Origin of the sequence: Nocardia sp. NPDC056000 (assembly GCF_042269265.1) — a bacterium.
GTDB lineage: Bacteria > Actinomycetota > Actinomycetes > Mycobacteriales > Mycobacteriaceae > Nocardia.
The window spans coordinates 383,178-396,837 of sequence record NZ_JBHJXS010000005.1 but is presented as its reverse complement, the minus strand read 5'-3'; the positions used below and the strand labels follow the sequence as shown (position 1 = coordinate 396,837).

Genomic DNA, 13,660 nt, shown 5'->3' with positions numbered 1-13,660 from the left:
CCCGCACCAGGAGTCGGAGAATTCATGAGCTTTCCCATGCTGCCTCGACCGGAGACGGCCGACGCGCTGTTGGTCTGCACGTGCTACGAGGATGGCATCGCGCGGTGGGGCAACGTACTGCACGAGATCGCGGGAGCGAGGGAAGGCGATGTGCTCGTCGCCGGTGCCAACGGCGTGCGGTTGCGGCTCATCGAGGACCGGGCATGGCATTACCTGCGGGGCGGAAATGTCCCCGCGCTCGTCTCTGACGGGGGTCCGGTTCAACCTGTCGTCGTCGTGGCTGACACTCCGGCGGTATATGGCGGAGCCGGACCACTGTTGGTGGATCTGGTCGTGATACCCGGACGCGGCGTCCGGGTTCCCGCAGCACGGCTCGGCGATGTTTTAGCCGAATTGATAAGTGGCACACTAACATTCGACCATCTGATACGAGAGATGGACGTATGCGGCACATACCAGGGAGATGGCGGCCGCCCGGCCTATCCTCCGCCGACAGTGCCGCTCGACCGATGCTTTCCCGCGCTCCCCGCCGTCTCCGGTGTCGTGCTCGTCCGTACCTGCTTCGACGACGAACCGGGCTGGCACGCCCTACTCAACGAGCTGGGCGGAACTGACGACGGCTGGGTCGGCGCGGACCTGGACCCCGACGAGATCGACGTTGACCACTATCCGCTGACGGCGTTCGTCGTCGAGGATCGATCGTTCGAAGGTCTACCGCCGGGGCAGGTTCCGGCGCTCGTCCCGCCGCCCACAGCACACGACCGGGAGCGCACCGAACTGGTCGTTCTGGCTGACCCGAGAACGTTCGCCGAGCCTGGCCACCCACTGACCGCCGTCGACCTCGACGACACCCCGGGCCAGCCTGCCGTCCTGCCCTCTCGCATGGTCGGGTCCCTCGCGACCAACCTCGATATCAGCAATATGGACTTCTACGAATTCGTCGCCGTGCACGACACCGAGCCATGGTGGGAGGAGTAGCGGATGCCCGCTAGCTCGCCGTCGAACTCGTCACGCGGGGGCGCCTGCGCGCTGCCGCCACCCGTCCATCGGCCGGACAGCTGGCGTCCTCCGAATCTGCGGTCGGAGTAGTGTTCGGGAGATGACGCACGCTGTGTCCCAAGGGAATCGGGCGACAATGACGGTGTCGGTGTCACCTGCGACATGGGATCGATTAGCTGCGTTCGCACGACCAGGTGAGACGGTGGATGACACGCTCGCTCGCGTGTTGGACATGCATCAGACGCTACGATCGCGCACAGTGTACGAGGCGAGGATTGTTGCAGCGCAGGCGGATCCGGCAGCATGGGCAGCGGGCGCGCGTATGGCCGACGCGCTCGCAGAACGAGCGGCAACTCGGCGAGCGGGCCGGCGGTGACGCGAGAGAACCCGACTGATCGAGTGCCACGAACGCTGGGATGGCGGCACGCTGTGCAACTATCCCGTCCAGGAGTCCGGTAACTCACTCTTCCCGGCTCAGCCGGACGTGAATCCGATGGTGTCGTGGCCGTATACGCCCGAATCGACATCGCTACTCGGCGAGATGCGGGTGCGTGGTCGAGAATGGCGGATTCTCCTTCCTCGCAGCGCTTTTCCGCTCCAGTAGTCGCTGTTGGCGTTCGTGGTGCCTGGAACACAAGGTGGACGCGCCTATTGTGTGAGCCTCGCCCACGTAGATGTCGTGGTAGCAGCACGAAATCAATGGATACGGCCTCGAGCGCCTTCCTCGCCATTCTCGGCGTCAGAACCGAGGCCGAGCGGAACATGCCCCATGAATTGGGGGTGCAGCGACGCTGCATTGAAAGGCTAGCGTTTCAATGCGGATTCGAGCATTGGTGCCCGAAACGCGATCAGGAGATTCACATGGGAAAGCTTCACGCCGTTGTTCGCATCGGCACCGTCTCCGCACTGCTGACCGCAGGGCTTGCCGCAGGAGTGGGGGCCGCTGACGCGCAAAGCCCGGAGCCCTCGGCGCCGGGCGGCGGACTGGTCGCGCAAGGACTGTGCTTCGACACCGATCCCTCGCACCCGAACCCCATCAACCCGCTTGCGTGCCTGGTAAGTCTGCTGACCTCGGGTTCGGGATCAGGGTCGACCAAGTAGATCGCCTGGCTACAACCTAAGGGTCCACGCAGCGTCGCGAATGATGTCCTGATCGCCGTGGCCAACTCACCTGGAATCACTCCGAGCCTGCACGAGGGAAGGAGTCTTACCTGCTGTCCGACTTGGGTAGGCTTGCCGGTATGGCGAAGGTCAGCGTACGACTTCCCGATGATGTCGAAGCAGCGATCAAGGCCCAATCCGGTGGCAACTTCTCGGCGTGGGTCACCAAGGCATGTGAAGACGCACTGACCCGAGCGGCAGTACGCGTGGAGATGGCAGCCGAACGAAAGAACCCGGACGCGTTCACATCACACGATGAGCGTGAGTCCGAAATGGAGCAATTCCGCTGATGACGCACGCTCGCGGTGAGGGATCTTGGCGGAGGAGTTCGTACCACACCGAATCACCCATCTGATCGAGATCGGCGAAGGCCCTCCGTTAGGGCCGCTGGGTTGAGTGCATGATTGCGGTGAAGGTCATGCGGTCGCCGCGGTAGAGGGAGCGGCGTTGTTCTATCGGGATGCCGTGTTGGTCGTAGGAAATGCGGTTGAGCAGGAACATTGGGGTGCGGGCGTCGGCGGTGAGTAGGGCGGATTCGCGGGCGTCGGGGAGGGTTGTTTCGATGCTGTCGACGGTCTTCTCGAAAATGATTCCGCGGCTTTGCATTTCGGCGTAGAGCGAGGTTTCGGTCTTGAAGGTTTCGCGTAGGCCCGGATAGCGGTCGGCGGGCAGTTTGGTGGTTTCGAGGCCGACGCGGATGCCGTCGGTGCTGAAGACGCGTTCGAGTTGCAGGATCGGTGCACCGACGGCGATTTCGAGTTGGGCGGCCAGTACGTCGTCGGCATACAGGTCGGTCCAGTCCACCAGCATGCGATATGTGCTGAGCCCGTTGGCTTTCGCGGCTTCGGTGTAGGAGCCCATCGCCAGGGGCAGCATCACTTTGGCGCGGGCGACGATGGTGGTGCGGCCGCGGCGTTCGACGCGGCCCGCCACGAGCAACTCGCGCATGGCTTGGCGCACGGTTTCGCGTGCCACGTCGAATCTTTCGGCGATCTCGCGTTCGGCCGGGAACGGTTCGCCCGGAGTCATGCCGTCCAGGAGGCGGTCGAGTTGCCCTCGGACCACCTGATGCTTGAGGACGCGAGGTTCGTCGGTCGCGGTCATGGGGTCAACTCTAGCAGTCGCTGGTATAGACCAGTGGTATAGACCAAGTGGTTAGGCACTGTTCACCTGCACGTCTACCGCCGCATACTTCTTGGTCTATACCAAGGATCATCGTTCCTTCCGTCCTTCTCCCTCCGCCACCACGCTCGACTTCCGGTCGGAAGAACACAAGAAAGTTCCACCATGAAGGTCTTCACCCGCCGCTCGCTCGCCGCGGCCGGATTCGCTGCCGCCCTTGCCCTCACGGTCTCGGGTTGCTCGGGTTCACACTCGGAATCCACCGCGCGCAATGCCCAGGGATTCCCCGAAACCATCACTCTCGCAGCGGTTCCCGCCGAGAACTCCACCGATCTCAAGGCCAGCTACGGCCCGTTGATCAAATTGCTCGAACACGAGACCGGATCCAAGGTCGAATTCAAACAGGCCAGCGATTACGCGGGCGTGGTCGAGGGCATGATCGCCAAGAAGGTCGATCTGGCCTTCTTCGGCCCCTTCGCCTACGTGGTCGCCGGCACCAACGGCGCGCACCTGACCCCGCTGGGTGCGGTGATCAAGGACAAGGGGCTCCAGCCCGGCTACAAGTCCTACGGCCTGACCCGGGCCGATCAGTCGAATATCAACGGGCTCAAGGACTTCAGCGGTAAGAAGGTGTGCTTCGTCGACCCGGGTTCAACCTCGGGTTTCCTCTACCCGACCGCCGGGCTGATGGAGGCCGGGGTCATCAAATCCGGTAGCGACGGCGATATCTCGGCGGCGATGAAGCCGGTCTACGCCGGTGCGCACGACGCCTCCGCGCTGGCCATCGCCCACGGCGACTGCGATGCCGGATTCGCCTTCGACACCATGGTCGACAAGACCATGATCGACAAAGGCGACCTGAAACCCGGTCAGCTCAAGACGGTGTGGAAATCCGAGACCATCGCGGGATCGGTGTTCGCGGCCAATAACGCGCTCGGCGATGAGGTCATCGGGAAACTGAAGGACATTTTCGCGAACAAGATCGATATCGAGAAGCTTCAGGCCGCCGGATACTGCCAGGGCGATGCCTGCCGGTTCACCGATGAGCGCGCCTGGGGTGTTGTGGCCGTAGATGATTCGGCCTACAACGGCGTGCGCCACGTCTGCGAAGTGACCGGCTCCAAGAAGTGCAAGGGCTGAGCTGATGTCCGTGCCCGGTCCCACGCCGTCGCCGATCGCGGGCGACGATGTCGTCATCTCGGTCCGCGATCTCGGCAAACGATTCGGCGACACCGTCGCCCTGCACGATGTCACCTTCGATGTGCACCGCAGTGAACTGCTGGTACTGCTCGGACTCTCCGGATCCGGAAAGTCCACGCTGCTGCGGTGTTTGAACGGATTGCATCCGGTGTCCTCGGGCAGTGTCGAGGTCAACGGGGTGCGTGTCGACCGGGCCTCCGGACGCCAGTTGCGGGTGCTGCGCCGCGATGTCGGATTCGTTTTCCAGCAGTTCAATCTGGTCGGGCGGCTCAGCTGTCTGGAGAATGTGCTGATCGGCGCGCTGGGGCGGCTGAGTCTGCCGCGCTATGGGGTGCCGACCTATCCGAGGCGCATGCGTGCTGAGGCGCTCGCGCACTTGGATCGAGTGGGGCTGGCCGACTACGCCGAACGGCGGGCGGACACGCTCTCCGGCGGTCAGCAGCAGCGAGTCGCCATCGCGCGCAGTTTGATGCAGCGCCCCAGTGTGCTGCTCGCCGATGAACCTGTGGCATCGCTGGATCCCGAAAATGCCCGGGCGGTCATGGAATTGCTGTTCCGGGTGTGTATCGAGGACAAGCTCACGGTCGTGTGCACCCTGCATCAGGTGGATATCGCCTTGGGCTGGGCGCATCGGCTGATCGGGTTGCGCGATGGCCACAAGGTGCTAGACCATGCCGCGGCGGGAATGACCCGCGAGGACGTCATGGCCATCTATCAGCGGGGAGAGTCGCTGTCCGCCGCATCCTCGCAAGCGGAGCGATCGTGAACTCGACACTGTCCGATCGAACCGAATCGGCTTCGGTAACAGATGTTTTCGGTACCCGCGCGCGGCGTTATCGGCTGCCGCTGCTCGCCGCCGGGGCGGTGGTCGCGACCGCGGCGTCGGCATGGTCCATCGACTTCGCGCCGGGCGCGCTCGTCGACGGTGCGGACGCGGTGCGCGCGCTGCTCGAACGCATGTGGCCGCCGCGGCTCGATGAACCCGAACGCATTGCGCTACTGGGATTTCAAACCCTGTTGATGGCGATCCTGGGTACGGTCTTGGCAGCCGTGGCCTCGGTTCCGCTGGCATTTCTGGCCGCACGTAATACCACCCCGCACCCGGTGGTGTACACGGCGGCGCGGGCGATCATCACCTGCTGCCGGGCCATTCCCGATCTGTTGTTCGCGGCCCTGTTCGTCCGGGCGCTCGGGATCGGGGTGCTGCCCGGAATCCTCGCTCTCGCATTGCATTCGATCGGAATGCTCGGGAAGCTCTTCGCGGACGCCATCGAGCAATCCGATCCCGGGCCGCGCGAAGCGGTGCGTAGCACCGGCGCGGGATACCTGCGCGAATTGCTCAATGCCGTCGTTCCGCAGGTGATTCCGGCATGGATCGGCGCTTTCGTCTATCGGATCGACATCAACCTGCGCATGTCGGTAGTCCTGGGTTTCGTCGGTGCGGGCGGTATCGGCTTCGCGCTCCAGGATGTGCTGCGGGGTTTGGTGTATCGCGATGCGCTGGGCATCGTGGGCGTCATCCTGGCGATCATCGCGGCAATGGAGTTGGCGGCCATCTGGATTCGCCGACTGCTGCTGGTCCCGTCGCGCTTCGGTCCCCGTGCCGACCGCGTGGTCCGGATGGGATTCACGCTGCTGCTGGCCGCGGCGATCGTCGCGGGACCGCTGGTGCTCGACTTCGATCCGATCGCGCTGTTCACCTGGATCGGCCCCGCTCTGGACATCTTCACCCGGCTCACACCGCCCGACTTCGGTGCGCTGGGTGGTGAATTATTCACCGCCGCATTGGAAACCGTCGCCATCGCGGTGGTGGCGACGGCGACCGGGATCGTGCTGTCGGTGCCCGCGGGAATCCTCGCCGCCCGCAATGTCACCCCGAATCTCTTCGTGTACTGGCTATCTCGCGCCTGGATCCTGCTGGTCCGCGCGGTTCCCGAGCTGATCCTGGCCGTGGTGTTCGTGGCCGCGGTAGGGCTCGGACCGATCGCCGGGGCGTGCGCCTTGGCCCTGGGATCGATCGGGTTCCTCGCCAAACTCGTCGCCGACGCGATCGAGGAGATCGATCCGGGGCCGCTGGAAGCGGTCCGATCGGTCGGTGGGGGCTGGTGGAAAACGCTTTTCGCGGCCGTGATTTCGCAGGCGCTACCCGCGGCCGTGGGAGCGAGCCTCTATCTGCTCGACGTCAATATCCGGACCTCCACGGTCCTGGGCATGGTCGGCGCCGGAGGTATCGGATTCCTGCTGTTCGAATCCATCCGCACCCTCAATTTCCAGGTGGCCGGAGCAATTGTGCTCGTCATCTTCGTCATCGTCTACGCCATCGAAAGGCTCTCGGGATGGATACGCTCCCAACTGGTTTGACGCGCGCCGCGGTGTGGGACGGCACCGGCGTCGATATCCGCACGATCCCGATACCCGAGCTCCGCACGGGTGAATGTCTGGTCCGCGTTCGGCTGGCCACTGTCTGCGGCAGCGACCTGCACACCATCAGCGGTCGGCGACCCGGACCGTACCCGTCGATCCTCGGGCACGAGGCGCTCGGGGAAGTCATCGCGATCGGCTCGAATGCACCTGCCGCCGTGGGTGATCGGATTGTCTGGTCGGTCACCGTGGCCTGTGGCCACTGCGCCCGGTGCCGCTCCGGGCGCACCGCCAAATGCGTTGCCGTGCGCAAGATCGGCCACGAGGCGATGCATCCGGACTGGGCGCTCTCCGGTTCCTACGCCCAGCACATCGTGCTGCCCGCGGGAACCACCGTGGTCCAGGTCCCTAACGGAATGCCCGACCAGGTCGCCGCACCCGCCGCCTGCGCCACCGCCACCGTCATGGCAACGCTCGAGGCCGCGGGCGATCTCGCCGGACGCCGCGTACTCATCTGCGGGGCGGGCATGCTCGGCATCACCGCGGCCGCCGCCTGCCACGAGGCCGGAGCCACCGTCCACATCACCGATATCGACCCGGACCGCCTGCACCTGGCCGAACGCTTCGGCGCGCGCCCCGACAACGGCTCGAAGGCCGATATCGCATTCGACTTCTGCGGCTCCACCGACGCTGTCCGCGAGGCATATTCGCGCCTGGACATCGGCGGCACCCTGGTCTTGGCGGGCTCGGTCAAACCCGGCCCGCCCCTCCCCCTGGACCCCGAAGCCGTTGTCCGGCAATGGCTCACCCTCACCGGCGTCCACAACTACGAACCCCGCCACCTGACCCGAGCCATAGCCCTACTGGACCGCACTCGAACCCGCTACCCCTGGCACACCCTCATCGCACCCCCGGTCCCCCTCGACAAGATCACCACCGCACTCGGTCCGACTCCCCCGGGAATCCTGCGATCCGCCATCGCACCCTGAACCCGAGAGGCGATGCCACCACACGTCCGTCGGCCGGAGCGTTGACGATCTCCGACAACGCGTGCGGAGTAGTGTTCGGGAGATGACGGACGCTGTGTCCCAGGGGAATCGGGCGACAATGATGGTGTCGGTGTCGCCTGCGACATGGGATCGATTAGCTGCGGTCGCGCAACCAGGTGAGACGGTGGATGACACGCTCGCTCGCGTGTTGGACATGCACCAGACGCTACGACCTCGCACGGTGCGCGAGGCGAGGATTGTTGCAGCACAAGCTGATCCGGCAGCGTGGGCAGCGGGCGCGCGTATGGCCGACGCGCTCGCAGCACGAGCGGCAACTCGGCGAGCGGGCCGGCGGTGACGCGCGAGAACTCGAGGTGCGATGACGACCGATTACCCTGCGCACCATCACGGCCGGGGACGTCGCACCGCAGACTATTTCGAGCTGGCTGCCGAGCCGGTGAAGTCACTACCCAGGACGCCGACAACGAGTTCCATGAGGAGGGTGAAGATGCCCTTCTCATCGCACCCGGGCGGTCGCGGAATCACAGCGGCACAGGCCATTCCGGAGGAACCACCGTTCGAGAAGAGGGATGAGCTTCCCGAGGAGCCGATGGCGGAGCCCTGGAGGGTCTCAGCGGTCGCGGGGGCGGTGGTTGCGCCCCCGATCAATGCGCCGGCCAGGATCAGTCCGGAAATTCCACGCCTCACGATTCCTCCAATTATGCCTTTGAGCTGCCTGAACGACATTAGGCCACAGCACTGTGAAATATTAGCGATTCACATAAACGAAGGTGACTTCATTCGACACCCCGATCCCGACGTCCCAAGCTGGTCAAACCTGGGTGGCCGTGCCGAAGAGTTCGGATGCGGTGAACTCGGCGGCCGAGAGCTGATCGAGTGCCTCGGTGATGCGGCGTTCTTCCCAGCGAAAATGGGATTCGAGAATGGCTGCCAGGCCGGTGATTTCGTTGCGCACCGCCGTCACGTTCTCGGTGGTGAGGTCGGCGAGCAGAGCGGTCATCCTGGTCAGGATGTCCGCGACCAGGCGATGATCGTCGCCGAGTTCGGTAAGGACCGGCGCCAGTTCCGGAAAGCGCTGTGCCAGAACGGGAAACGCCGACTCATCCTCATTCGTATGATGGGCGCTGAGCGCGCGGCAGAAGGCCAGGCAGTGGCCGCGCAACTCGCGAAGCGGGCGGACGGTGTCGCCCTCCCGATGTTCGTCGAGTTCGCGGGCCACCCGGCCCAGCTCGCCACGAAGCCAATTGTGGGTATCGATCAGTTCCTTACCGAGTGCTCGAGCGCGATCGTGATCAGCGGACATGCCATAGGCATATCACCAGGGACACTTCGGATTACAGCGGCGTGACGCATACGATCCCGATCATGGCCGAATCCGACGATGCCCAGTACTCATTGCCCACACCCATCGATATCTGGGGATATGGTGCCGTGATCGGGCTGCTGTACAGCGTCGACGTACAGACACCCGAGGAGGTGCGCATCGATGCCGACGGCATGCATGTCCGCCACCTCGGCGGAAACTGGTGGTGGTCACTGACTTTCATGAGCGGCGGTCGCGCCGTCGTTGTCGGCGGTGACGTCGACTTCAGCGAGACAATGGATTACGACGTCGACCTGCTCGCCGGTGCGCCGGAGTGGTTCCCGCACGAGTGGTTCGACCGCGTCGGTGACATGGCGGGATTCCTGTACTGGTGGGATGGCACCAGCTGGGATCGAGTCCCCTACCCGCCGGGCTTCACCGCCGACGGCGAAAACCTCCACCGCGCCGCTGACATCATCCATATGCTGAGCGAGGACTCGGAATCAGAACTCAGCGAGGACTCCGAAGTGGCTTTGGGCGAACTGACCGAACACGTTGCCGCTCGAAGCCTCGACGCCACCACGCTGCAGACACTGCTCGGGCGCATCGGCCCCGAATCAATCGCCTCAGGTGAGTACAAACTCTCCCCTGCTGAGCGCGCGGCAGCACTGCATATCGCCGAACTCGCCGGTCTCCTAGCAAGATCCACCCTGCCCGAGCTCTAGCGGGCTGTGAATGTGACGTGGTCGCCGGAAGCGCTACCTATCTTTCGTTCCGGTGTGCTGCCGCGCCGGATCTTGATGCCCGACTTCCCGGCTTCACAACGCCACTCTTGCGCGTGAATACGAGCGAGGATGTGCTGCCACCGGATGCCGCTGGGCCGAAATTGGGTGGCGGGCGCTGGGATACTGAACCATCCCGTTTTCGATGAAAGGATCCGCTGGTGAGTGCTGCCGCCGTCGTGCCGCTGCTCGCAACTGTCGCTACCGCTGTGTCGGAGGCGATCGTGCGTGCCCGCCCGCAATTGGCGGGGGCGGATCCGGTGGTGCGCCGATCGGATCGGGCGGATTTCCAATCCAATGCCGCTCTGCCGCTGGCGAAGCGGAGCGGTGACAAGCCCACGATGCTGGCCGCGGAGTTCAGCAGCGGTATCGCCAGCCACAGCGGCACGGTCATCGCTGACGTGCGGGCCTCGGGGCCTGGGTTTCTCAACATCACCCTCACCGATGCGGCGCTGTGGGGGCAGTTGGCCGCTCGGTTGGCAGGTGCTCGGCTCGGCGTCGGTGCGCCTTGTGGTGGGCAGCGGATCGTCATCGATTACTCCGCGCCCAATGTGGCCAAGGAAATGCATGTCGGGCATCTGCGGACCACGATCATCGGCGACAGCCTGGCCCGGGTGTTCGGGTTCCTGGGCGCGGATGTGGTGCGTGCCAATCATCTCGGTGATTGGGGCACGCAGTTCGGGATGCTGATCCAGTTCATCGACGAGCACCCCGAAACACCTTGGCATGCCGACGATCTGGGCACCGGCTCCTCGGTGTCAGCGCTCGACGGTCTGTACAAGGCCGCGCGCGCCCAGTTCGATGCCGATGCGGACTTCGCCGATCGCGCCCGGACCCGGGTGGTCGCACTGCAGGCGGGTGACGAGGCGACGGTGGCGCGCTGGCGGGAGATCGTCGCCGAATCGGAGAAGGCATTCGGTGCGATCTACGACCGGCTCGGGGTGCTGCTCACTCCGAATGACTATGCGGGCGAATCGTTTTACAACCCCATGCTCGCCGACACCACTGCCGAACTGCTCGACAAAGGGGTGGCGGTACACAGCGACGGCGCGGTCGTCGTGCTCTCCGAACAGGTCACCGGACCCGACGACTCGCCCGCGGTGCTCATGGTCCGCAAACGCGATGGCGGATACGGCTATGACAGCACCGACCTGGCAACGATCCGCTACCGGATCGCGCACCTGCACGCCGATAGGCTGCTCTATGTCACCGATTCCCGTCAGGCCCTGCACTTTCAGCTGATCTTCGAAGCGGCGCGGCGCGCGGGGTGGCTGACCGACGCCATCGAGGTCGATCATGTCGCCTACGGCACGATTCTGGGTCCGGACGGCACACCGTTCAAAACCCGTGCCGGAGGCACCGTGCGGCTGATGGATCTGCTCGATGACGCCGTCGCGGCCGCCCGGGCAGTGGTGGCCGAGAAGAATCCGGATCTGCCGGACGCCCAGCTCGACGCCATCGCCGAGCACGCCGGTATCGGCGCGGTCAAATACGCGGACCTGTCCACCAGCCGGGTCAAGGACTACATGTTCGACCCCGCCCGCATGACCGCGTTCAACGGCAATACCGGTGTGTACCTGCAGTATGCGCACGCGCGGATCTGCTCGATTCTGCGCAAAGCCGGTGACCCCGCAGATGCTCGGGTCGACACCGGAGCCTCGATCGAATCGGCGGAGCGGGCGCTGTTGTTGCACCTGGACGAGTACTCCGGGGTGCTCGCCGATATCGCCAACTCGCTCGAGCCTCATCGCCTTGCGACGTATCTCTACGAGCTGGCGCGGGTGTTCACCGTCTTCTACGACACCTGCCCGGTCCTGGCCGCGCCCGAACCCGCTCGCGCCAACCGGATCGCGCTGTGTCAGCTCACTTCCCGCACCCTCGACCACGGGCTCGGACTGCTCGGCATCGCCGCCCCGGAACGGCTGTGAGAATCGGAAGCGTCTCTGTCCCATACTCATTCGCCGATGTTCGGCGCTCCGGCGCGGCCCACGGGTACCTTCGCCGAGTTCAGCCCACACCCTCGACCGATTCAATCTGAACATTCGATCCGATGGCGACAGCCAAGATTGGGCCTCGTACACGCTGGGCGGGTGTGCTCTATTCGCTCCCGCTCGGCGTGTGCAGGGTCATCGGGTTGTGAGGGCTTCGGTCGCTTGGACGTCGTTGTGCGCCTTGGGTCGGTGGTTCGTCGGACCACGAAAGACAATGTAGAGGAAGAGAACTCCCATCAGGGCGGTGCCTGCCCACATGGCTTGCTGCCAGCCTTCGACGAAGGATTGTTGGGCCGCGTGGATCAGATCCGGTGCGTGCGTGCCTGCGCTGCTTGCTGTTTCGAGGGCGTTGGCGATGCCTTCGCGGGCGGTGTCGGCGGTGGTCTGTGGGATGCCGTCGAGTTTGTCGTTGATGGCGGTGCGGTAGCCGGTTGCGACTAGTGCGCCGAGTAGGGCGACGCCGAGGGCGGTGCCGAACTCTCGGGTGACGTCGTTGAGTGCTGAAGCGACGCCTTGCTTTTCGCGTGGCAGGGAGCTGGTGATGGCTTCGGTGGAGGGTGTCATCGACAGGCCCGCGCCCAGGCCCATGGCTGCCATGCCGGGCAGCACGGACCAGAAGCCGCCGTCGACGGAGACGAGCGCGGCCATCAGCAACAGACCGGCGGCGGCCAGTGCGATGCCGGTGGCCATGGTCGTGCGGGCGCTGATGCGGGCGGCCAGCAGTGGGGCGAGTCCGGAGCTCACCATCATCATCACGGCCATCGGCATGATCGCCGCGGTGGACAGAAGTCCCGACCAGCCGAGTACGGATTGGAAGAACGGGAATAGGACCACCGCGATACCGGCTTGCACTCCGAAAAGCACGAGCAGTGTGAGGGAGCCACCGGCGAGACCGCGCTCGCTGAACAGGCGCACATCCAGCAAGGATGCGTGTCGGCGGCGTAGCTCCCAGGCCACGAAGGCGACCGTGGCCGCGATACCGACGGCCAGGCTGATCAGGGTGATGGGTGCGGTCCAGCCGCGTTCGGGTCCTTCCTGCAGGACGAAGATGAGCCCGACCACCGCGACCGCGGATGTCAGCGCGCCGACGGTGTCGAAGGCGTGCGACGAGCGTTCGCGGGAGTTGGGAACCGACTTCACTGTCATGGCCAGCGCGACGATGACCAGGACGATCGGTAGCGCGAAAAGCCAGCGCCAGTTCGCGATATCGACGAGCAGGGCTGAGAGGAACATGCCCAGGATCCCGCCGCCACCGGCGACACCGGTCCACACACCGATCGCCTTCGCGCGCTGCTCTTCGGGGAAAGTGGCGGTGATGACGGCCAGGGTGATGGGCATGATCATCGCCGCGCCGACGCCCGCCGCCACCCGTGCGATCAACATGACCTCCACCGACGGGGCAAGCGCGGCAACGACATTCGAGATTCCGAACACGACCAGCCCGGCGATCAGCATGGGTTTGCGGCCCAGGCGGTCACCGAGCGCGCCGAGCGGCAGCAGCAGGGCGGCCAGGGCGAGGGTGTAGCTGTTGATGATCCACAGGACCGTGCTCTGGGACGCGGAGAACTCCACGGCCAGGTGGGTTTGGGCGACGTTCAGCCCGGACACCGAGGCGATGACGGCCATCAGCGCGATCGAGACTGCGATCAGGATCGCGCGGAGTTCACGCGCGCCGGGCACTCCCTCGTCAGCGGCCGGGGTTGGCGAAAGTTGTTTCGTGGACACGGGTTT

13 protein-coding genes are annotated in these 13,660 nt (G+C 64.9%); 9 read left to right on the top strand and 4 right to left on the bottom strand.

The window, feature by feature from the left end:
* Positions 1-24: 24 nt before the first annotated feature.
* The 3 genes from ACFC4D_RS17545 (at position 25) to ACFC4D_RS17535 (ending at position 2,450) form a co-directional block, all read left to right on the top strand.
* Entirely contained in the window at positions 25-978 is a 954-nt protein-coding gene (locus ACFC4D_RS17545; RefSeq protein ID WP_376064495.1) for a DUF6924 domain-containing protein, read from the top strand.
* An 882-nt stretch (positions 979-1,860) separates the two neighbouring features.
* Positions 1,861-2,100: a hypothetical protein gene (locus tag ACFC4D_RS17540; protein ID WP_376064493.1), complete on the top strand. Its 240-nt coding sequence runs from the start codon at positions 1,861-1,863 to the stop codon at positions 2,098-2,100.
* 140 nt (positions 2,101-2,240) lie between these two features.
* A complete protein-coding gene (locus ACFC4D_RS17535; RefSeq protein WP_376064490.1) occupies positions 2,241-2,450 on the top strand; it encodes a hypothetical protein in 210 nt (69 codons plus the stop codon).
* Between the two features lie 88 nt (positions 2,451-2,538).
* Here the strand turns inward: ACFC4D_RS17535 and ACFC4D_RS17530 are convergent, their stop codons facing one another.
* Positions 2,539-3,264, bottom strand: a complete 726-nt coding sequence (locus tag ACFC4D_RS17530; RefSeq protein WP_376064487.1) for a GntR family transcriptional regulator — start codon at positions 3,262-3,264, stop codon at positions 2,539-2,541.
* Between the two features lie 183 nt (positions 3,265-3,447).
* Here ACFC4D_RS17530 and ACFC4D_RS17525 point away from each other — a divergent pair, with 183 nt between their 5' ends.
* The 4 genes from ACFC4D_RS17525 to ACFC4D_RS17510 all read left to right on the top strand — a co-directional run bounded on the left by ACFC4D_RS17525 (position 3,448) and on the right by ACFC4D_RS17510 (position 7,832).
* Positions 3,448-4,422: a phosphate/phosphite/phosphonate ABC transporter substrate-binding protein gene (locus ACFC4D_RS17525; protein ID WP_376064484.1), complete on the top strand. Its 975-nt coding sequence runs from the start codon at positions 3,448-3,450 to the stop codon at positions 4,420-4,422.
* 4 nt (positions 4,423-4,426) lie between these two features.
* Entirely contained in the window at positions 4,427-5,248 is an 822-nt protein-coding gene (gene phnC / locus ACFC4D_RS17520; protein WP_376064482.1) for a phosphonate ABC transporter ATP-binding protein, read from the top strand.
* A gap of 74 nt (positions 5,249-5,322) precedes the next feature.
* The gene (gene phnE, locus ACFC4D_RS17515) at positions 5,323-6,843 is read left to right on the top strand and encodes a phosphonate ABC transporter, permease protein PhnE (RefSeq protein ID WP_376064854.1); all 1,521 of its coding nucleotides are present in this window, start codon (positions 5,323-5,325) and stop codon (positions 6,841-6,843) included.
* On the top strand, positions 6,819-7,832 hold the full coding sequence (locus ACFC4D_RS17510) for a zinc-binding dehydrogenase (RefSeq protein ID WP_376064480.1): 1,014 nt from the start codon (positions 6,819-6,821) through the stop codon (positions 7,830-7,832). Before phnE ends, ACFC4D_RS17510 begins: the two co-directional genes overlap by 25 nt.
* Before the next feature lie 432 nt (positions 7,833-8,264).
* Here ACFC4D_RS17510 and ACFC4D_RS17505 read toward each other — a convergent pair whose 3' ends face one another.
* Positions 8,265-8,540 (bottom strand): hypothetical protein, encoded by a 276-nt coding sequence (locus tag ACFC4D_RS17505; protein ID WP_376064478.1) that lies wholly within the window; start codon positions 8,538-8,540, stop codon positions 8,265-8,267.
* Between the two features lie 124 nt (positions 8,541-8,664).
* On the bottom strand, positions 8,665-9,156 hold the full coding sequence (locus ACFC4D_RS17500) for a hemerythrin domain-containing protein (RefSeq protein ID WP_376064477.1): 492 nt from the start codon (positions 9,154-9,156) through the stop codon (positions 8,665-8,667).
* 62 nt (positions 9,157-9,218) lie between these two features.
* Between ACFC4D_RS17500 and ACFC4D_RS17495 the strand changes: the two genes are divergently transcribed.
* Entirely contained in the window at positions 9,219-9,881 is a 663-nt protein-coding gene (locus ACFC4D_RS17495) for a hypothetical protein (protein WP_376064474.1), read from the top strand.
* Positions 9,882-10,099: 218 nt separating this feature from the next.
* Positions 10,100-11,866 carry an arginine--tRNA ligase gene (argS, locus tag ACFC4D_RS17490; protein WP_376064472.1) on the top strand — a complete coding sequence of 589 codons (1,767 nt, stop codon included), beginning with the start codon at positions 10,100-10,102 and terminating at the stop codon, positions 11,864-11,866.
* 198 nt (positions 11,867-12,064) lie between these two features.
* On the opposite strand, the gene ACFC4D_RS17485 is transcribed toward argS, so the two are convergent.
* On the bottom strand, positions 12,065-13,654 hold the full coding sequence (locus ACFC4D_RS17485) for a DHA2 family efflux MFS transporter permease subunit (protein WP_376064469.1): 1,590 nt from the start codon (positions 13,652-13,654) through the stop codon (positions 12,065-12,067).
* Positions 13,655-13,660 lie beyond the last annotated feature (6 nt).